General features: G+C 74.4%; 17 protein-coding genes. 12 read left to right on the top strand and 5 right to left on the bottom strand.

Annotation, left to right across the window (positions count from 1 at the left end; all coding sequences use genetic code 11):
* Positions 1 to 31 precede the first annotated feature (31 nt).
* Complete coding sequence (locus AC6CH9_RS10165; protein WP_498154775.1) at positions 32 to 679, top strand: nucleoside/nucleotide kinase family protein; 648 nt, start codon at positions 32 to 34, stop codon at positions 677 to 679.
* A gap of 48 nt (positions 680 to 727) precedes the next feature.
* Here AC6CH9_RS10165 and AC6CH9_RS10160 read toward each other — a convergent pair whose 3' ends face one another.
* Positions 728 to 1,210: a glutathione peroxidase gene (locus tag AC6CH9_RS10160; RefSeq protein ID WP_498154774.1), complete on the bottom strand. Its 483-nt coding sequence runs from the start codon at positions 1,208 to 1,210 to the stop codon at positions 728 to 730.
* A 134-nt stretch (positions 1,211 to 1,344) separates the two neighbouring features.
* On the opposite strand from AC6CH9_RS10160, the gene AC6CH9_RS10155 reads away from it, so the two are divergent.
* From AC6CH9_RS10155 to AC6CH9_RS10130, 6 genes are all read left to right on the top strand, one after another.
* Positions 1,345 to 1,911 carry a DUF6993 domain-containing protein gene (locus AC6CH9_RS10155; protein WP_498154773.1) on the top strand — a complete coding sequence of 189 codons (567 nt, stop codon included), beginning with the start codon at positions 1,345 to 1,347 and terminating at the stop codon, positions 1,909 to 1,911.
* Between the two features lie 141 nt (positions 1,912 to 2,052).
* Entirely contained in the window at positions 2,053 to 2,847 is a 795-nt protein-coding gene (locus tag AC6CH9_RS10150) for an SDR family NAD(P)-dependent oxidoreductase (RefSeq protein WP_498154772.1), read from the top strand.
* Positions 2,848 to 2,922: 75 nt separating this feature from the next.
* The gene (locus AC6CH9_RS10145; RefSeq protein ID WP_498154771.1) at positions 2,923 to 3,618 is read left to right on the top strand and encodes a DNA alkylation repair protein; all 696 of its coding nucleotides are present in this window, start codon (positions 2,923 to 2,925) and stop codon (positions 3,616 to 3,618) included.
* 136 nt (positions 3,619 to 3,754) lie between these two features.
* Positions 3,755 to 4,858, top strand: coding sequence for an N-acetylglucosamine kinase (locus tag AC6CH9_RS10140; RefSeq protein ID WP_498154770.1), 1,104 nt, complete (start codon positions 3,755 to 3,757; stop codon positions 4,856 to 4,858).
* The gene (locus tag AC6CH9_RS10135) at positions 4,859 to 5,746 is read left to right on the top strand and encodes a MurR/RpiR family transcriptional regulator (protein WP_498154769.1); all 888 of its coding nucleotides are present in this window, start codon (positions 4,859 to 4,861) and stop codon (positions 5,744 to 5,746) included. It begins immediately after the preceding gene.
* Positions 5,743 to 8,856 carry an FAD-binding and (Fe-S)-binding domain-containing protein gene (locus tag AC6CH9_RS10130; protein ID WP_498154768.1) on the top strand — a complete coding sequence of 1,038 codons (3,114 nt, stop codon included), beginning with the start codon at positions 5,743 to 5,745 and terminating at the stop codon, positions 8,854 to 8,856. Before AC6CH9_RS10135 ends, AC6CH9_RS10130 begins: the two co-directional genes overlap by 4 nt.
* 308 nt (positions 8,857 to 9,164) lie before the next feature.
* On the opposite strand, the gene AC6CH9_RS10125 is transcribed toward AC6CH9_RS10130, so the two are convergent.
* Both AC6CH9_RS10125 and AC6CH9_RS10120 read right to left on the bottom strand, forming a co-directional pair.
* The gene (locus AC6CH9_RS10125; RefSeq protein WP_498154767.1) at positions 9,165 to 10,469 is read right to left on the bottom strand and encodes an MFS transporter; all 1,305 of its coding nucleotides are present in this window, start codon (positions 10,467 to 10,469) and stop codon (positions 9,165 to 9,167) included.
* A 119-nt stretch (positions 10,470 to 10,588) separates the two neighbouring features.
* Positions 10,589 to 11,533 (bottom strand): PhzF family phenazine biosynthesis protein, encoded by a 945-nt coding sequence (locus AC6CH9_RS10120; protein ID WP_498154766.1) that lies wholly within the window; start codon positions 11,531 to 11,533, stop codon positions 10,589 to 10,591.
* A 170-nt stretch (positions 11,534 to 11,703) separates the two neighbouring features.
* On the opposite strand from AC6CH9_RS10120, the gene AC6CH9_RS10115 reads away from it, so the two are divergent.
* Complete coding sequence (locus AC6CH9_RS10115) at positions 11,704 to 15,027, top strand: 3-keto-alpha-glucoside-1,2-lyase-like domain-containing protein (RefSeq protein WP_498154765.1); 3,324 nt, start codon at positions 11,704 to 11,706, stop codon at positions 15,025 to 15,027.
* 264 nt (positions 15,028 to 15,291) lie between these two features.
* Positions 15,292 to 17,580 carry an MMPL family transporter gene (locus AC6CH9_RS10110; RefSeq protein WP_498154764.1) on the top strand — a complete coding sequence of 763 codons (2,289 nt, stop codon included), beginning with the start codon at positions 15,292 to 15,294 and terminating at the stop codon, positions 17,578 to 17,580.
* A 75-nt stretch (positions 17,581 to 17,655) separates the two neighbouring features.
* Here the strand turns inward: AC6CH9_RS10110 and AC6CH9_RS10105 are convergent, their stop codons facing one another.
* Positions 17,656 to 18,162 (bottom strand): FBP domain-containing protein, encoded by a 507-nt coding sequence (locus tag AC6CH9_RS10105; RefSeq protein ID WP_389274127.1) that lies wholly within the window; start codon positions 18,160 to 18,162, stop codon positions 17,656 to 17,658.
* Between the two features lie 679 nt (positions 18,163 to 18,841).
* Between AC6CH9_RS10105 and atpC the strand changes: the two genes are divergently transcribed.
* Complete coding sequence (gene atpC / locus AC6CH9_RS10100) at positions 18,842 to 19,156, top strand: ATP synthase F1 subunit epsilon (RefSeq protein ID WP_172820027.1); 315 nt, start codon at positions 18,842 to 18,844, stop codon at positions 19,154 to 19,156.
* 3 nt (positions 19,157 to 19,159) lie between these two features.
* Here the strand turns inward: atpC and AC6CH9_RS10095 are convergent, their stop codons facing one another.
* Positions 19,160 to 19,558 carry a VOC family protein gene (locus AC6CH9_RS10095; RefSeq protein WP_498154763.1) on the bottom strand — a complete coding sequence of 133 codons (399 nt, stop codon included), beginning with the start codon at positions 19,556 to 19,558 and terminating at the stop codon, positions 19,160 to 19,162.
* Between the two features lie 90 nt (positions 19,559 to 19,648).
* On the opposite strand from AC6CH9_RS10095, the gene AC6CH9_RS10090 reads away from it, so the two are divergent.
* Entirely contained in the window at positions 19,649 to 19,897 is a 249-nt protein-coding gene (locus tag AC6CH9_RS10090) for a DUF2630 family protein (RefSeq protein WP_313662280.1), read from the top strand.
* 54 nt (positions 19,898 to 19,951) lie between these two features.
* Positions 19,952 to 20,203, top strand: coding sequence for a hypothetical protein (locus AC6CH9_RS10085; protein WP_498154762.1), 252 nt, complete (start codon positions 19,952 to 19,954; stop codon positions 20,201 to 20,203).
* Positions 20,204 to 20,210: the final 7 nt, after the last annotated feature.

The following is a 20,210-nucleotide window of genomic DNA, read 5'->3' as shown; positions in this document are numbered from 1 at the left end:
AGGCCGCTGCGCGACCTGGCATCCTGACGTCGTGCGCGTGGAACCGGTGACCGAGGACGTCCTCGTGGACCGGGTCGTGGACCTCGTCCTCGGGTTCCCGCACCGCGACCGGGCGACGGGGCCCGAGGGCGCGCTGCGGCTCCTCGTCGACGGCCACCCCTCGACGCACCCGGAGGCGCTCGCGGACCTGCTGGTCGCGCCCCTGCGGGCTGCCGGCCGACCGGTCGCGCGGGTGCGCGTGCAGGACTTCTGGCGGCCGGCGTCGCTGCGGCTCGAGCACGGCCGCGAGGACCCGGACGCGCTGCTCGACGAGTGGATCGACGTGGCGGGTCTCAACCGCGAGGTGCTCGACGCCGTCGGCCCGGGCGGGTCCGGGCGCTACGTGCCGAGCCTGCGCGATCCCGTGACGAGCCGGTCCACGCGCGCGGCGTACGTCGCCGCGGAGCCGGGGCTCGTCGTCGTGCTCGACGGCGCGCTGGCCCTCGGCCGCGGGCTCGCCGTCGACCTCGCCGTCCATCTGGCGCTGCGCGCGCCGACGCTCGCGCGCCGCACCGCGGCGCAGGACGCCTGGACGCTCGACGCGTACGCGCGCTACGAGCGGGAGGTACGCCCCGCGGAGGTGGCCGACGTCGTCGCGCGGGTCGACGACGCGCGGCACCCCGCGCTCGTCGTGCGCTGACGCGCCCTCGGGCACCGCGCGCCGACACCCCGCACCGGGGTGGTGCGCTCAGCGGGGCAGGTGCGTCTCGACGAGGTCGACGATCGCGGGGTCGTCGGGCAGCGTGCGCGGCCTGAACCGGTGCACCTCGCCGCCCGGCAGGACGAGGAACTTCTCGAAGTTCCACGTGACGCGACCGGCCTTGCCCTCCGCGTCCTCGGCCTTCTTCAGCTCCTGGTACAGCGGGTGGGCGTGGCGGCCGTTGACGCGCACGCGGTCGACCACGGGGAACGTCACGCCGTACGTGAGCGAGCAGAACTCCTGGATCGCCTCGTTCGTGCCGAGCTCCTGGAGGAACTGGTTGCTCGGGAACCCGATGACCGTGAACCCGCGGTCGCGGTACTTCTCCTGCATCGCCTCGAGCGTCGCGTACTGCGGCGCGAGGCCGCACCGCGAGGCGACGTTCACGACGAGCACGACGTCGTCCGCGTGCTCGCGCAGGGTGTGCGTCGTCCCGTCCATGGCGTCGAACGGGATGTCGTACAGGCTCATGCGGGACTCTCCTGACGGTCGGACGGGGTTGTTCGCCACCCATCCTGCACCCGACGACGCCCGAGATGTGAAGATCCGGGGTCGAGGTCGCGCCCGCGGTCGCCGCGGAGCACCCCGCCCGCAAGACTCGCCTCATGGCCACCCCGGACCCGGACGATCTCGGCTCAGACGGCACCTCGCGCCTCGGGCGCGCGGTCGTCGGCGTGGTCGTGGGGCTCGTGATCTTCGCGTGCGTGGGTGTCGTGGGGTACTTCCTGGTCGTCGGGGTCGCCATGGAGCGGTGGGCCCAGTCGTACGACTCGTCCGAGCCCGAGGCCACCGCGACGGCCGAGGACACGACCGCCGTCGGGCAGGAGACCGGGCTCGACGCGTCCAACGAGGCGTACCGGCAGCGGACGGGCACGCCCGAGAGCGACGCCGAGGCGGCGCTCGCGGTGCCCGCCGTCCAGGCCGCGCTCGACCCCGTCGCCGACGGGTCGGCCGTCGACGGCGACGAGGTCTCGGCCGCGCTCGTCGCGGCGGGCTTCGAGAACGTGCAGGTCGTGGACAGGAACGCCTTCGGTGACGTCGTCCCGGTCGTCGGGGTGGGGGTCGCGGTCCCCGGCGGCTGCGTGTACGGGGCGGTCGCGCCCGACGCCGTGACGCTCGACGCGGGCGGCCCGATCGCCGACGGCGGGTGCCTGGAGATGCCGTCGCACTGACGTCCACGGCGGTGCCGTCGCGAGATCGGCCCGAGCGCCCGAGATCGACCTTCGGTGGGTCGATCTCGCGACCTGCGGGTCGACCTGGGTACGGTCAGCGGGGCGGGCGACGGCGCCCGCGCAGGTGACGGAGGGTGAGACATGCGGATCGAGGGCACGGTCGCCCTGGTGACGGGAGGGGCCTCGGGCCTCGGGCGCGCGACCGCGGAGGGCCTGGTCGCGGCGGGGGCGCGGGTGGTCCTCGCGGACCTCGCGTCGTCCGACGGCGTCGCGGTCGCCGACGCGCTGGGCGACGCGGCGCGGTTCGTCCCCACGGACGTGACGAGCGAGGACGACGTCGCACGGGCGCTCGACGCCGCGGACGCCCTCGGCGGGGCGCGCGTCGTCGTGAGCTGTGCCGGGATCGTGCTCGCGCAGCGCGTGCTCGGCAGGTCCGGGGTGCACGCGCTCGACGCGTTCCGGCGGGTCGTGGACGTCAACCTCGTCGGGACGTTCAACGTCGTCCGGCTCGCGGCCGAGCGCATGCTCGCCCTCGACCCGGTGGGGCCGAGCGGCTCTGACGGGGAGGACTCTGCCGGGGAGGAGCGCGGCGTCGTGGTGCAGACCGCGTCGGTCGCGGCGTTCGACGGGCAGGTCGGCCAGGCCGCCTACGCGGCCTCCAAGGCGGGCGTCGCGGGCCTCACGCTGCCGCTCGCGCGCGACCTCGCGCAGCACCGGATCCGGGTCATGACGATCGCGCCGGGCATCTTCCGCACGCCGATGATGGCGTCGCTGCCCGAGGCGGCGCAGGAGTCCCTCGGCGCGCAGGTGCCGCACCCGAGCAGGCTCGGCCGCCCGGAGGAGTACGCGCACCTGGTGCGCGCGATCGTCGAGAACCCGATGCTCAACGGCGAGGTGATCCGCCTCGACGGCGCGATCCGCATGGCGCCGCGCTGAGCGCACGGACCACGGGCGCGCCGCGGCGCGAACCGCAGGAACGCGGGCGACCGCCCGCACGAGAGGAGAAGGACGATGCCGCCGTACACCACGGCGACCGACTTCCGCGCCGACCTGCTCGCGCGCGCGACCGCGGCCCAGCGCCGCGCGTACGCCCGGTACTTCCCGGGCGACTACACGCTCGCCGGGGTGCGCATGGGCGACGTGTTCACGCTCGCGAAGAGCGCGCTCGACCTGCCGGTGGACCAGATCGAGCTGCTGCTCGAGGACCGGGTCCACGAGGTCCGTGCGGGCGGCTGCTCGATCATGGGCAAGTCGGCGACGGCCCGGCGCGTGACCGTCGAGCGGCACGCGGAGCTCGTCGAGCTCTTCCTGCGGCGCCACGACCGGATCGACACGTGGGACCTCGTGGACCTCACGGCGTACCAGGTGCTCGGGTCGTGGCTCCTCGACCGGCCGCGCGACGTCCTCGACAGCCTCGCCCGGGCGCCGGACTGGCCGCGCCGGCGCACCGCCATCGTCGCGACGGCCGCCTTCCTGCGCCGCGGCCAGGTCGACGACACGTTCCGGCTCTCCGAGGTCCTCGTCGACGACCCCGAGCCGTACGTGCAGAAGGGCGTGGGATGGATGCTGCGCCACGCGGGCGACGTCGAGCCCGAGCGGCTGCGCGCGTTCCTCGAGGACCACGCCGCGACCATGCCGCGCGACGTGCTGCGCGCCGCGGTGGAGAAGCTGCCGCCCGCGGAGCGCAAGGAGTGGCTCGCGCGCTGACCCGGGCCGGCACGGCCGGGTCGGGCCGCGTCGTCGAGCGACGGCGTATCGTGGTCGCACGCGGGGGTGCCAGGGCGGGATGGCGACAATCTACACATCTCTGCTCCAGCGTGAAAGTTTGTGCCAGAATGGCCGCGTGAGCAGCAGCACGCCCGGCGCCGCATGGGTCGTCGGGCTCGACGTCGGGGGCTCGGGGAGCCGCCTCGTCGCGCGACCTCTCGACGACGTCCGGTCGCCCGACGCACCGCCGAGCGCGCGGGTCGTCGCCCTCACCGGCCGACCGGTCGCGATCGGACCCGCGGGGAGCGACGCGGCGGACGTCGTCCGCGACCTCCTCGCGCGGCTCCGCACCGAGGTTCCCTCGCTGGCGCACGACGGCGTCGCCGCGGCTGCCGTCGGGGCGACGGGCCTCGCGTCGCTCGTCCGCGACCCCGCCGAGCTTCACGCCGCCCTCCGCCACGGCGGCGGACTGCGGACCGCGCTGGCTGCCGACGCGCTGACCGCGCACCTCGGCGCGCTGGGCGGACGGCCCGGGGCCGTCGTCGCGGTCGGGACCGGCGCGATCGCGCTCGGCACGGACCTGCGCGACGTGTGGCACCGCGTCGACGGCTGGGGCCACCTGCTCGGGGACCTGGGCTCGGGGTCGTGGATCGGGACGCAGGGGCTGCGGGCCGCGGTCGCCGCGCACGACGGTCGCGACAACGGCGGTTCCGCGGCGCTGCTGGCCGCTGCGACGGACCGGTTCGGGCCCGTGCCGACCTGGCCCGGGCAGCTCTACACGCGTCCTGACCGGGCCCAGGTGCTCGCGTCGTTCACGCCCGATGTCGCTGCGGCGGCCCGGGACGGCGACGCCGTCGCCCGGCAGGTCCTGGCCGGCGCGGGCACGCACCTCGCGACGACGCTCGCCGCAGCGCTGGTCGACGACGTCCCGCCCCTGGCCGCCGCGACCGGCGGCGTGCTGGGGATCGGCCCGTTGCTCACCGACGCCTTCCGCGCACGCCTCGCGGTCCTGCGTCCCGACGTGGAGCTCGTCGACCCGGCCGGCACCCCGCTCGACGGCGCGCTGCACCTGGCCGCGCGCCTCGCGACCGACCCGGGCTCCGTCGCCGGGCACGAGCCGTGGCTCACGCTCGGCGGCCCCGCCGCGGCCGCGCCTCACGACCCGAGCGACACCCGGCACCGGACCGATCTGCAGAGCCCGACCCACCCGCAGCACCCGACCACCACCGAGGAGGACTGAATGGCCGCCGACGGTCTCGTCCGCATCCGCCAGTCCCTGCCGAACCTGCGCCCCGCCGAGGCGCGCATCGCCGAGGTCGTGCTCGCCGACCCGGCGGCCGTCGTCGGCAAGACGATCACCGAGCTCGCGGCGCTCGTCGGGACGTCGCAGGCGACGGTCGTGCGGTTCTGTCGCGCGGTGGGGTACGCGGGATACCCGGAGTTCCGGATCGACCTCGCGCAGGCGACGAGCCGCCGCGCGGTCGAGCAGGAGCGCGCCAACGTCGCGCACGGCGAGATCGACCCCGACGACGCGCTGCAGGACGTCGTCACCAAGATCGCGTTCCACGAGGCGCGGACCATCGAGGAGACGGCGCGCATGCTCGACCTCGACGCGCTCGAGCAGGTCGCAGACGCCGTCGCGCAGGCGCCGCGCATCGACCTGTTCGGCGTGGGGTCGAGCGGGCTCACCGCGCAGGACCTCGCCCAGAAGCTCCAGCGCATCGGGCTGCTGTGCTTCGCGTCGCCCGACCCGCACGTGCAGCTCCAGTCCGCCGCGCTCCTCGGGCCGGGGGCGGTCGCCGTCGGCGTGTCGCACAGCGGCCTGACGGTCGAGACGAACGACGCGCTGCGCATCGCGCACGACCGCGGCGCGACGACCGTCGCCGTGACGAACTTCCCCGAGTCGCCGCTCGTCGCCCACGCCGACGTCGTGCTCACGACGACGGCGCGCGAGACCCAGTTCCGGTCGGGCGCACTGTCGAGCCGCATCGCGCAGCTCGCACTGGTGGACTTCCTCTTCGTGCGCGTCGCCCAGCGACGCTACGACAGCACCACCGAGAGCCTGCGCGCGACGTACGAGGCGGTGCAGCCCCACCGCCTCGGCTACGACCGCAAGGCGCGCCCGTGAGCGCGCGCCGGCCCGCCGAGACCGGAGGATCCGGGCGTGAGACGCGCGAGTCCGGGGCGCACGTCCCCGTCTCGGCGGACCGTGACCCGGGGTTCGAGCTGCGCACCGACCTGTTGACGCGGGTCGCGCAGGCGCACGACGCGTCGCACTACCTGTTGCGGCCCGAGGTCGTCGTGCGCGCGCACGACCGGGACGGCGTCGTCGCCGCGATGCGCGAGGCGACGCGGCGGGGCCTGCCCGTGACGTTCCGCTCGGGCGGGACGAGCCTGTCCGGGCAGGCGTCGGGCGCCGGCGTGCTCGTCGACACGCGCACGCGCTTCACGCGCGTCGAGGTGCTCGACGGCGGGGCGCGGGTCCGGTGCGAGCCCGGCGCCACGCTGCGGCTCGTCAACGCGCACCTGCTGCGGCACGGCCGACGGCTCGGCCCGGACCCGGCGAGCGAGATCGCCTGCACGATCGGCGGCGTCGTCGCGAACAACTCGTCGGGCATGACGTCGGGCACGACACGCACGGCGTACCGGACCGTCGAGGCGATGACGGTCGTGCTGCCGAGCGGGACGGTCGTCGACACGGGCGCGCCTGACGCCGACGCGCGCCTGCTCGCGACCGAGCCGGAGCTGCACCGTGGCCTCGTGGGGCTACGTGACCGCGTGCGGGGCAGCGCGACGATGCGCGCCGAGATCGAGCGGCAGTTCGCGACGAAGAACACCATGGGCTACTCGGTCAACGCGTTCCTCGACCACGACGAGCCCGTGAAGGTCCTCGAGCACCTGATGATCGGCAGCGAGGGCACGCTCGGCTGGGTCGCGGACGTGACGTTCCGGACCGTCCCGCTGCTCACGCACGCCGCGACGACGCTTCTCGTGCTCGACTCGCTGGAGCACGCGACGGACGCGCTCGTGCCGCTCGTCGCGTCGGGCGCCGAGGCGATCGAGCTGCTCGACGCGGCGTCGCTCCGGGTCGCCGCCGCGGACCCCGCGGCGGACACGTCCATGCGTACCCTCGCGCGCGGGGACGGCATCCGGAACCAGACCGCGCTGCTCGTCGAGTACCGCGCGGCGACCGAGGACGGGCTCGCGCCGTTCCAGGGCGCGGCGCGCGACGTCGTCGGCTCGCTGACCGGGTCCCTCGTCGTGCCCGCCACGGTCACCACCGACCCCGCGACGCGCGAGCGCCTGTGGCGCGTGCGCAAGGGCCTGTACACCGCCGTCGCGGGAGCGCGCCCCGCGGGCAGCACCGCACTGCTGGAGGACGTCGCGGTCCCCGTCGCCGACCTCACCGCGACGGTCCGCGACCTCGGCGGCCTGTTCGCGCGCCACGGCTACGGCGACGCCGTGACGTTCGGGCACGCCAAGGACGGCAACCTGCACTTCATGATCACGCCGCGGCTCGGCGACCGCGCCGAGCTCGACCGGTACGCCGCGTTCAGCGACGATCTCGTCGACCTCGTGCTCGGGCACGGTGGCACCCTCAAGGCCGAGCACGGCACGGGCCGCATCATGGCGCCGTTCGTGCGACGGCAGTACGGCGACGACCTCTACGACGTCATGCGCGAGGTCAAGCGACTGTTCGACCCGCGCGGGCTGCTCAGCCCGGGCGTCCTGATCACCGACGACGACCACGAGCACCTGCGGAACCTCAAGGTCGAGTCCTCGGCGGGCGGGGACGACGCCCCGCTCGTCGACCGGTGCGTCGAGTGCGGGTACTGCGAGCCGGGGTGCCCGTCACGGACCGTCACCACGACCCCGCGACAGCGCATCGCGCTGCTCAAGGAGATGGCTGCCGCACCGCCCGCCGAACGGCGCGAGCTCGAGCGGCAGTACCGCTACCAGGGCGTCGAGACGTGCGCCGCAGACTCGCTGTGCGTCGAGGCGTGCCCCGTCGGCATCGACACGGGCGTCGTCATGAAGGGCCACCGCGCGCGGTCACGGCCGGGGGTCGTGCAGCGTGGGGGAGCGGCGGTCGCCGAGCGCTGGGGACCCGTGGTCACCGGGCTGCGGGGCGCGCTCCGGGTGGCCCACGCGCTCCCGACGCCGCTCGTGCACGTCGCGTCGCAGGTCGCGCGCGGGGTGGTCGGGGCCGACGTCGTGCCGCGCGTCGATGCGGACCTCCCCGGTCCGGGGGCGCGCCGCGAACGGCGAGGCGCGCCAGGGGCGGGCGGTGCGGACGGGCCGGTCCGCGCGGTGCTGTTCGCGTCGTGCATGGGCGAGCTCTTCGCACCTGCGGCCGGTGGCCTGCCCGCGGGGATGGGCGGCGGTGCGGAGGGCGACGGGAGCGGGAGCGCGCACGCCCGGGCGAACCGGCCTGTCGGCGCCGAGGCGGCGTTCCGCGCGCTGTGCGAGCGTGCCGGCGTCGGGCTCGCCGTGCCCGAGGGCGTCGGCGGCCTGTGCTGCGGCACACCGTGGACGTCCAAGGGTCTGCCCGACGGCGCGGCGGCCATGGCGCGGAAGGTCGTCGACGCGCTGTGGGCCGCGACGCGCGAGGGCGAGCTCCCCGTCGTGTGCGACGCGTCGAGCTGCACGCACGGGCTCGTCGAGACCGCCCGCCACCTGAGCGGCACGGGAGCGCGCGCCGTGGCCGAGCGAGGTTCCGGTGAGCCCGGTGCGCCCGGCTCGCCGGAAGGGCCGGACCTCGACGCCGTGGCTCGAGAGCGCTTCGCGCGGCTGCGGATCGTCGACGCGGTGACGTTCGTCCGCACCGACGTGCTCCCCGGCCTCGCCGCGCGGGGGGTCGATGTCGAGAAGGTGGGCGACGTCGTCCTGCACCCCACGTGCGCGACCGTGCACCTGGATGCCGTGGACGACCTGCGCGCGGTCGCGGAGGCCGCCGCGGACCGTGCGACCATCCCGGCCGCGTGGGGCTGCTGCGGCTTCGCCGGCGACCGCGGGATGCTGCACCCCGAGCTCACCGCCGGTGCGACGCGCGCCGAGGCGGCCGAGGTCGCTACCAGGGCCGCCGGGCTCCCGCACGACGCGTTCGACGCCTACGTGTCGAACAACCGCACGTGCGAGATGGGCATGTCCCGGGCGACCGGCCGCGACTACGTCCACGTCCTCGAGCTCCTCGAGGCCGCGACCCGCCCGACACCGACACCAGCAGCCGCGAGGTAGAACCGCATCGCCCCCTCGCTCGCACGGCACGCCGTCGCGCGCGCACGAGGCGGCGAGGGTGCGGGCCTCGGGCAGGAGGGAGTCCTGGTCCCCGACGGCGACGCGTCGGCACGGGTCGTCCTGCAGCTCGAGGTCGCCGAGCAGCCCGTACCCACCGTGCAGGAGCACGACCGCCGCCGCAGGGTCGTGGCCCGCGGGTGCGTACGACCGCACCGCGCGCCCGTCGACCCAGCGTCGCCCACGGCCGGACGGCTGTCCACGGCGGTGCGGAGAGCGACCGGGCGAGGCGCGTGCGGAGGGGCGACTCCTCACGCTCGCGGTGCGGGAGCCGTCGACCTCACGGGGCGGACGGCGCCCGCGACCGCAAGGCTCAGCACCGTGGCGGCGCAGATGACCAGGAGCATGTGGCGAGCCCCCACCTGGTCGACGAGCAGGCCCAGCAGCGGCGGCGCGGTGAGCATGGCGACGGTCGAGAACGACGTCGCGACCGCGACGCGCGGGGCGGCGTGAGCCGGGTCGTCGGACGCCGCGGCGATGGCGACGGGGTTGGCGAGCGCGGCTCCGCAGCCCCACAGCACGATGCCGACCCAGGCGAGCGGCAGGCTCGGCGAGAGGCCGAAGACGAGCAGGCCGACGAGCGCGGAGACGCCCGACGCGCGCAGCACCGACACGCGCCCGAACCGGTCGATGAGGCCCGTCCCGGCGAACCGGAACACCGTCATCGCGCCGACGAACGTGCCGTACGCGACGGCGCCGAGCGCCTCGCGCACCTCGAACCCGTCGACGACCGCGATGGAGAGCCAGTTGCCCGCGGACCCCTCGGACAACGACGACGCGAGGAGCACGAGCCCGATGAGCAGCGTGCGCGGCTCGCTCCAGGCCGCGAGCGCGGCGCGGACGCCGGCCCCGCGGCGGGGCGAGGTCGCGGCCGAGGGTGCGGCGCCGTCGTCGGCCAGGTCCGTGGTGCCCGACGGCGCGGCGGCGCCGGGCGCGACCCGGTCGGGCGCGAGCGCGGTCGCGGGGGCGATGAGCACGGCGCGCGCGACCGTGACGGCGAGCGTCACGACGAGGATCTGCGCGGTGATGCCGACGTGCGCCCACGAGAACGCGGCCGCGACGAGCGCGCCGCACGCGGCGCCGATGGAGAACGCGGCGTGGAAGTGGGGGAGGATCGCCCGCCCCACGTGCTGCTCGACGGACGCCGCGCAGATGTTGATCGGCACGTTGGTCAGGGCGCCGCACACGCCGTTGAGGAACGCCCCGACCGCGAAGAGGACGACCCCGCCCGTCCCGGTCCCGAGAGCGACGAGCCCGAACCCGACGACGTTCCCCACCGTCGCGACGACGAGCGTCGTGCGGCTGCCGAACCGTGCCACGACCGCGCCTGCGGACACCACGGACACGAGCGACCCCAGGCCGCCGACGACGAGCAGCAGGCCGAGCTGGCTGGCGCTGATCCCGAGCGCCTCCCGCACCGAGGGCAGGCGGCTCATCCAGGACGCGCCGACGACCCCGAACAGCCCGAACTGCACCATGAGCGCCCAGCGGGCGCGCGCGACCACCGCGCGGTCCGTCAGGGCGCGGTCGGAGAGAACTGGTGGGGTTGTTGACACTTGCCCCAGTCTACGGAGAGCGCGACCCGCTGAGCCCAGGAATATCGCCGGGATCGAGCGCCGGGCTCGGAGATGTCGCCGGGTCCGCGGCGGGGTCTCCTCCGGTCACCGGCGCGGGGTCAGAGCCGGACGGTCCCCGCGACGCACGTGACGCTCGCGCCGCCGACCCAGACCGTCCCCGACCCGTCGCGCTCGACGTGCACGCGGCCGGCCCGGCCGAGCGCCGCGCCCTGGGCCGCGACGTAGCGGTCCGGGAGGCGACCGTCCCGCACGAGCCACTGCCCGACGACGGCGTTGAGGCTCCCGGTGACGGGGTCCTCGGGGATGCCCATGGCGAGCGCGAACCCGCGGACCTCGACCGCCGCGCCGTCGGGACCGGCGTCGTCCCCGTACAGCCCGGCGACCCCCACGGAGAGGTCGGGGTGCTCGACGCGCAGGCGCGACCAGTCGGGTGCGAGCCCGGCGACGCGGTCGGCGGAGTCGAGCAGCACGACGCGCCAGCCCGGCCCGTTGTCGAGGACGCGGTGGTCGAGCACGGCGTCGTCCGGGACGCCCAGCGCGGCGACGATCGCGGCGAGGTCGTCGGCCGGGACCGGCTCGTCGGTGAGCAGGTCGGGCGCGGCGAACGCGAGCCTCCCGGTGTCTTCGGGCTCGTCGTCCGGCCCGGCGGCGGCGCGCACCTCGCGGCGGATCGTCACGAGGCCGACACCGCACTCCTGGACGACGGCGCCGCCCGCCCGGGGCGCGCCGCCCGCCTCGAGCCACGCGTGGCACGAGCCGAGCGTCGGGTGCCCGGCGAAGGGGAGCTCACCGCCGGGGGTGAAAATCCGCAGGCGGTAGTCGGCGCCGGCGGCGGCCCCCTCCGGGCTGGGCGGGAGGAGGAATGTCGTCTCCGAGAGGTTCGTCCAGCGGGCGAACGCGGCCATCTGCCCGTCCGTGAGCCCGTCGCCGTCGAGCACGACCGCGACGGGGTTACCGAGGGTCGGGACCTCGGTGAACACGTCGACCTGCGCGAACGGCCGGGACGCGGTGCTGTCGGCGATGTCGCCGTGGCGTGCGCTCATGCCTCCGAGCGTACGTCCGGGCAGGCCAGAGCACTTTTGTCGATTGCAAGTCGGAAGTTGTAGACACATCGATAGAACGAGGGCTAGCCTGTCCAGCGTTGTCATCGACGGAGCCAGGCAGGGGTTACGCTCCGTGGACTCGAAGTCCGACCGAGTATTAGGGAGCAACGATGCTCGAACGCACCAGCCTGCCGGTGTCCCGCCGGATCAGGTACCGACGCGGCGCGGCCGCCCTCACCCTCGGCGCCGTGGTCGTCGCGGGCTGGGCCGTCCCCGCCGCGGCCGACCTTCCCGAGCAGGAGCCCGGCGTCACGCTGCGCACCTTCCAGCTCGCGCAGAACCCCGGGGCCGTCTGCACCCTCAAGTCCGGCCAGACGCCCAACGTCGACAAGCTCATGCCGACCATCGACTGGTCGACGGCCGAGCAGTTCGGCGCGGAGGACAACTTCATCTCGCAGGTGAGCGCGAACCTGCACGTCCCCGCGGACGGCCAGTACCAGTTCCGCGTGACCAACGACGACGGCGCGCTCGTCTACATCGACGGCCAGCTCGTCCTCGAGAACGACGGCCCCAACGACTCGACCTCCGTCGAGGGCAGCGCGACGCTCACCGCGGGCGTGCACGACCTGCGGATCGACTACTACGAGGGCAGCGACAAGCAGCGCCTCACGCTCGCGTGGAAGACGCCGGGCAGCTCCTCCTTCCAGGTGATCCCGACCTCGGCGCTCAGCACCGAGGCCGGCGTCGTGCGCGTGACCGCGCCCGGCTACAAGTACTGCGAGGGCGCGACCGACACGGCCGGCGACGGCCTGCGTCTCGACACGGTCAACCCGAACTACGACCTCGTCGACCTGCGCCCTGCGGGCTTCGAGCCCAAGGTCTCGGGCCTGGCGTTCACCCCGGACGAGAAGCTCGCCGTCGTGACGACGGGCGAGGTCAGCTCCGGCGGCTGGCGCCCCGACCCGGTGTCCGGCGAGGTGTACTTCCTCGACGGCGTCACCACGGCCGACGGTCCCGAGGACGTCACGGCGACCAAGGTCGCGGACGAGCTGCTGAACCCGATGGGCATCGAGGTCGTCGAGGACTCGATCTTCGTCTCCGAGCGCTACCAGCTCACGCAGCTCACCGACCCCGACGGCGACGGCTTCTACGACACGCACACGAAGATCGCGGAGTGGCCCGACGGCGGCAACTTCCACGAGTTCGCGTTCGGCCTGATCCACGACGAGGACTACTTCTACGTCAACCTCTCCGTGGCCATCAACAACGGCGGCGCGACGACCAACCCGCAGCCTGCGGCGAACCGCGGCACGTCGATCAAGATCGACCGCGAGACCGGCGAGGTCACCTACGTCGCGGGCGGCCTCCGCACGCCCAACGGCATCGGCTTCGGCCCCGAGGGCGAGATCTTCGCGACGGACAACCAGGGCGCCTGGCTGCCGTCGAACAAGCTCATCCACATCCAGCAGGACAAGTTCTACAACCACTACACGAACCCGGCCGGGCCGTTCGACTCGAACCCCGTGGCCCCGCCGGCCGTGTGGCTCCCGCAGAACGAGATCGCCAACTCCCCGGGCAACCCGATCCTCGTCCAGGACGGCGAGTTCGCCGGCCAGATGCTGCTCGGCGACGTGACGTACGGCGGCATCCAGCGCGCGTTCCTCGAGAAGGTCGACGGCGAGTTCCAGGGTGCGGTCTTCCGCCACACCGCGGGCCTCGAGGTCGGCGTGAACCGCGTCATCTACGGCCCCGACGGCGCGCTCTACGCCGGCGGCACCGGTGAGGGCGGCAACTGGGGCGAGTCCGGCAAGCTCCGGTTCGGCCTCCAGAAGCTCGTGCCCGCGGGCGAGGACTCCTTCGACATGAAGGAGATGCGCGTGGTCGAGGGCGGCTTCGAGATCGAGTACACCGACCCGGTGTCCGACGAGGTCGTCGAGAAGCTGGCCGACGCCTACCAGGTCAAGCAGTGGCGCTACGTGCCGACGCAGCAGTACGGCGGCCCGAAGGTCGACGAGCAGCCGCTCTTCGTCACGGACGCCCAGGTGTCCGAGGACCGCACGACCGTGACGCTGAAGATCGACGGTCTCAAGCCGGGCCACGTCGTCTACATCCGCTCGCCGCGCCCGTTCGCGTCCGCGGAGGGCACCGAGCTCCTCAGCACCGAGGCCTGGTACACGCTCAACTCGCTCCCCGGCTACGTCGCTCCGGCCGACCGCGGCTGGTACGAGGCGGAGCTCGCGCAGCCCCTCGGCAGCTCGAGCATCGGCTCGGACCACAGCAACTACTCGGGCTCCGGCTTCGCCGCGGGCATGACGAACGTCGGCGCCGGCCGCACGTTCTCCGTGACCGTCCCCGAGGCGGGCACCTACCCGGTCAACGTGCGCTACGCCAACGGCATCCACCCCTACACGTCGCTGCGCGCGAAGAACGTCTCGCTGCACGTGAACGGCCAGGACCTCGGTCAGTGGAACTTCCCCACGACGGGCAGCTGGAAGGACTGGGGCGTGCAGACGCGCGACCTCGACCTCCAGGCCGGCGTGAACACCATCACGCTCGCCTACGAGGCCGGCGACGAGGGCAACATCAACATCGACGTGCTCTCGATCGGCGAGAACCCGGACATCTGCTCGCCGGGTGAGGTCGAGGACGGCTACACCGCCCTCTTCGACGGCACCCTCGCGAGCCTCCAGGAGGGCTGGCGCATGGCCGGTCCGGGTGGCTTCGGCCGCCAGGACGACTGCTCGATCCAGGGTGCCGGCGGCATGGGCCTGCTCTGGTACAACCAGGAGCTCGGGGACAGCTATAGCCTGAAGCTCGACTGGAAGCTCCTCAAGGACGACAACGGTGGCGTGTTCGTCGGGTTCCCGAACCCGGGCGACGACCCGTGGGTGGCCGTCAACAAGGGCTACGAGATCCAGATCGACGCGACCGACGCCGACGACCGCACCACCGGCGCGATCTACACGTTCCAGGGTGCCGACGAGGCAGCCCGGGACGCCGCCCTCAAGCCGGTCGGGCAGTGGAACGCGTACGACATCCGGGTCGAGGGAGACCGCATCCGCATCTACCTCAACGACGTGCTCGTCAACGACTTCACGAGCACCGACCCGGCCCGTCTGGTGAACAGCTTCGTCGGCATCCAGAACCACGGGAGCGGCGAGATGGTCAACTACCGGAACATCCGGTTCAAGGAGCTGACCGACGAGCCGGTCGAGGAGCTCGCGATCTCGACGACGGTCCAGACCCGCTGCATGGCGGGCAAGGTCTACGTCGCGGTCCGTGCCACGAACGACGACACGGTGCCGGCCGACATCACGCTGACGACGCCCTTCGGGACGAAGACGGTGACCGGCGTCCAGCCGGGTGCCTCCGCGTACCAGTCGTTCGCGACGCGTGCTACGTCGGTCGAGGCCGGCGCCGCGCAGGTGTCCGCGACGGGCGGCGACCTGACGTTCCAGGCGGACGTCGCCTACGAGGCCGCGAGCTGCGGCTGAGCTGAGACCCCGGGGCGGGCGGCGTGAGCCGTCCGCCCCGGGAGGGACCGGGCGGGGGCGGCAGCACGAGCCGTCCCCGCCCGTCCCGTCTCATCCCATCTCCGCCTCGGTGAGCCCGAGGCGCGCCCATCGCACGGGCGGAGCGTGGTCCGACGGCGCTCCCACCCTCGCGTAGGGTGCTCACCTCACGTTCCGCGCAGGGCTCGCAGGAGCGCTTGCGCGACCCGCTCTCCGCACGACATCCCTCGACGAGGAGGACAGGCCATGGCGCTCGGACGCCTCCTGCACCGCACCGGGCGGTTCGCCGCGCGCCGCCGCGCCGTCGTCCTCGGCGTCTGGGCCGTCCTCCTCGTCCTCGGTGCGGTGCTCGGCGGCGCCGTCTTCGACAAGACGACGGACGTCGAGCCCGCGCCGCCCGGCAGCGCCTCCGCGCTCGCTGCAGAGCGCCTCGACGAGCTCGAGCCCGAGGGCGAGACCGTCGTCGCCGTGCTGTCCGGGCGCGACTACTTCTCCACGGAGCTGATCGCCCAGGCGAGCGAGGTGATGCACGGCATCCGCGCGATGCCGGGCGTCGTCGAGCTGTTCGACGCCTACACGGGCGGCGGCCTGATCGCCGACGACGGCCAGGGCTCGCTCGTGATCGTCGAGCTCGACCCCGCGCTGTCGGACGACGAGGCCCTGGCCCTCGCGCACCAGGTCGCCGACGCGCTCCACACGGTCGACACCCCCGAGGTCCTCGTCGGCGGGGCGCTGCTCGCCGAGGAGGCGTTCGTCGAACAGGCGATCACCGACGCCGCCGTGGGCGAGGGCGTGGCGATCGCCGTCCTGCTGGTCGTGCTCGTCGTCGTCCTCGGCGGCCTGCGCGCCGGCCTGGTCCCGCTGCTGTCCGCGCTCGCCGCGATCGCGGTCGCGCTGCTCGTGCTCAGCGGCCTGCTGGGGATCGTGCCCGTCAACGAGTTCGCCGTGAACGTCGTGACGCTGCTCGGCCTCGGCCTCACGGTCGACTACTCCCTGCTCGTCCTCGCGCGCTTCCGCGAGGAGCGCGCCGAGAACCCGGGCCTCCCGCTCGACGAGCTCGTCGGGCGCACGCTCGCGACCGCCGGGCGTGCCGTGCTCGCGTCGGGGCTCGCCGTCGCGATCGCCCTCACCGGCCTGCTCCTGCTCGGCGACTCGCTGCTCTCGGGCATGGCCGTCGGGGGCGCCGTCGTCGTGCTCGTCGCGACCGCCGCGGGGCTCACGCTCGTGCCCGCGCTCGTCGCGACGTGGCACCGCGCCATCCCTGCCCCGGGCGCCCGCACCTGGTCCCACCCGTGGACCGGGCGCGGCGGCGCCGGCACGCTCGGCCGCCTCGCGCGCACCGCGCAGCGGCACGCCGTGCTCGTCACGCTCGGCGCGACGGCCCTCCTCCTCGCGCTCGCCGCGCCGCTCGGCTCGATGACGCTCGGCAGCTCCGAGGTCCACTCCCTGCCCGCCGACGCCGAGGCACGCCTCGCCGCCGACGCGTCCACCTCGCGCTTCGCCGACCTCGGCGTCACCCCGATCACCGTGCTCGTCGAGGCACCCCGCGGCGACGAGGCCGCCTCCGCCTACCTCGACCGCGTCGCGGCCCTGCCCGGCGTCGAGGACGCGATGCAGGACACCGACTACCCGCCCGAGGTCCTCGTCGTCGACGTCACCCCCGACGTCGGTGAGGGCGGCGACGCGACCGCCGCCGAGGCCCAGGACCTCCTGCGCGCGATCCGCGCGATCGACACCGGCGACCTCGACGTGCACGTCGCCGGCCCGGCCGCCGAGGTCGTCGACACCCAGGAGCACCTCGCGCAGCGCCTCCCGCTCGCCGCGGGCGTCGTCGTGCTCGCGACGTTCGCGCTCCTCTTCCTGCTCACCGGCTCGCTCGTCGTGCCGCTCAAGGCGCTCGTGCTCAACCTGCTCACGCTCGCCGCGACGCTCGGCGTGCTCGTCTCGGTGTTCCAGCACGGCGTGGGGGCCTCGCTGCTCGGGTTCGAGCCGTGGGGAGCGCTCGACGTCACGACGCCCCTGCTCATCGGGATGCTCGTGTTCGGCCTGTCCACCGACTACGAGGTGTTCCTCCTCGCGCGCACGTCCGAGGAGTGGCGCGCCCGCACGCCCGGGGAGGACCCGCGCGCCGCCAACGACCGGGCCGTGCTCCGCGGCATCACCGCGACCGGCCCGGTCGTCACGACGGCGGCCGTCGCCATCGGCATCGTGTTCCTCGGCTTCGCGGCGGGAGAGCTCGTCGCGATGAAGGAGGTCGGCGTCGGCATGGCCGTCGCCGTGCTGCTCGACGTGACCGTCGTCCGCGGGCTCCTGCTCCCCGCGACCATGACGCTGCTGGGGCGGTGGAACTGGTGGCCGTCGTGGCGCGACGGGGGGAGTTCGGGGCCGGGGCGGGCGAGGGCTCCGCGGGGGCGCGACGGGTCTACCATCCGCCGCTCGTCCCTCGCGGCTCCCGCCAGGCCCGCCACGACCCGCCCCACCCCCGCTCCGCCCTCGCCCTCGGCGTCCGGCTCGCCCTCCGCTCCGCCGAGGTAGAGCCCTGGTGGGCCGAGGTAGAGCCCTGGTGGGCCGAGGTAGAGCCCTGGTGGGCCGAGGTAGAGCCCTGGTGCGTCAGACGTCGCGCATGACCTCGGTGACGAAGCGGGCGGAGCGCTCGCGGAGGCCGTCGACGCGGAGCTCGACGAACAGCTCGCGCATCGACTCGTCGTCGCCGATCTCGGTGCGGGTCGGGGCGCGGCGCACGTTCTGCGAGCACAGGAACTGCGTGCAGATGAGGGTGCCGACGGTGTTGCCGCGGCGCCCGGCGGCGCCGGCGCGCCGCGCGACGTAGAGGCTGACGTCGTCCGTCACGACGACGTCCTCGCACCACGCGCAGACGGCACGCTTGCGCATGCCGCCCGTCTTGGCGTCGGTGGAGCGCAGCAGGACGCCGCGGGGCTCGCCGTCGACCACGACGACGGCGTACGCGAGCAGCGGCGCCTTGCGGTCGCGCCACCCCAGGTAGTCGAGGCGGTCCCAGTCGAGCGCGTCGAGGTCGGGGAGGGTCGCCTGTGCGGCCTCGCGCTTGGACGCGTTGACGAACGACGCGCGGATCTGCTTCTCGGTCAGGGGGATCATGGGTTCAGGGCTTCCGTGTCGGTACGGTCCCACCCTGCCCGACGGCGCGCCGCGGCGCAGACGGTCGGCTCACGACGACGCAGGGTCGCCGGGGCGCACGACGGCGCCGCTCGCTCGGGGCGGGGCGGGGATGACGGCATGCCCGCGACCGTCGTCGCCAAGACCTGCTGAGCGCGGGTCATCTGTCGTCGGGGAGATGACGACGAATGCCCAGCGCTCGACGGGGCGGGGCGCCGGGTCGGCGTCCGGCTGAAGGGCTCAGCGGGTGACGGTGCGGGAGGGGAGGGCGCCCGAGCAGGCCGCCATGGCCACCTCGCAGCCTGCGGTGCCGTGCATCCGCGTCTCCTCGTCCCGTGCGGTGCGCCGTCCGGCGCGACCTGATCCGTTGAAGTGCCCGTCCGGCACGACGAACGGCTGCCCTCGGCAACCGTCACCCTCGATGGTGCGCCTCGCTCACCGTCGCCGTCAACGTGATTCCGGTCGCGCCGGGAATGTCCGACCGCCCGACCCGGGGCTCTTCCCCAGGAAGCGCTCCGCGTGGGGAGCGACCCCGGGCTCGGCACGTGCGTCGTGCCCGGTGACCTCCGGCGACGGGGAAGGGACGAAAGGCGGCGGGTCCGGAGCGCGCTCGGGCACGAGACTCGGAGGCTCCGCCACCCGTCGTAGAGGAGGATCCTCCGTGCCCGTCGCGCCGTCACCGTCCGAGACCGCCGCACCCGTGGGGGAGCGCCTGGTGTCCGTCGAGGTGGTGGTGCCGTCCGGGGTGTTCTGGTCGGGCCCGGCGCGCAGCGTCACGGTGCCGTCGGTGTCCGGGACGCTCGGGATCCTCGCGCGGCACCAGCCCGTCGCGGCGACCCTCAAGGCGGGGCGCGTGCGGCTGCGGACCCCGGACCGTCCGACGGCGGAGCTGCGCATCGGCGGCGGCTTCCTCGTGGTCGACGACGACGAGGTGACGATCCTGGCCGACGACGCGACGTGGGTGCAGGCCCGGTAGCCCCTACGCGGGGTCGCGCACCGGACCGAGCTGCACGACGACGACCCGGTGCCCGTCGGGGTCGTTGACGTGCGCGAACCGGTCGCCGGACTCGGCGTCGGCGTCGGGGCCGACGAGCGGCTCGACCCCTACGGCGGCGAGCCGCCCGAGGGTCGCGTCGAGGTCGTCGACGTAGAGCACGAGGTTCGGCAGCCCGTGGCGCACGAGGGGCGCGCCGCCGTCGGGGAGCGGGACGAGCCACAGCCCGGGCTCGTCGACGCGGCCGGGGCCGACGTGCAGCAGCGGGAACCCCTCGGTCTCGCCGCGGAACAGCGTCCCGAACCCGAACCCGTCCGCCCAGAACGCGGCGCTCGCGTCGAGGTCACGGCAGAGCAGGACCGTGCGGCCGATCGTCGTCGTCATGCGGCGAGCCTAGGCCGTGCCGCCGACGCCACGCCCGCGCGGCGCCCGATCTCCCGGGCGCACGTGCGGCGTCGGGCATACCGTGGACGCATGGCGACCGACGGCGGCATCCGCAGGACGATCAGCGACCTCGTGGCGCAGGAGCGCGAGCTCCGCGAGCAGCTCGCGCAGGGGGAGATCACCGGGGGACAGGCGCACGAGCGGTTGCGCGCGATCGAGGTCGAGCTCGACCAGTGCTGGGACCTGCTGCGCCAGCGTGACGCGGCCCGCGAGTTCGGGAGCGACCCGGATGCGGCGACCGTGCGCGACCCCGGTACGGTGGAGAACTACCTGGACTGATCGTCGCCGACGACGACGTCCGGGCTTACGCACCGACCTCAGAAGGAGAACGCCATGACCACGACCAGCGAGCAGGCGGCCGACAGCCCCCTCCCCACCGGGACGGAAGGCCGCGACATCCCCGGGCACGCGGGCGCGCTGGCGCGGTTCGTCGTCTCGTTCGCCCTGTTCGCCGGAGGCCTGGTCCTCATGGGGTCGGGCATGTCCGGCGTCGACGGCGGAGTGTGGCTCTTCGTCGGCGGTCTCCTCGCCTCGACGCTCGCCTTCGCCCTCCCGATGGCCGGGACGGGCACGACCGAGCGCTGACCCGCGC

This window comes from Cellulosimicrobium sp. GQ32 (assembly GCF_059758455.1).
Note: the sequence above shows the minus strand (reverse complement) of the source record. Positions and strands in the feature narration are given on the sequence as shown.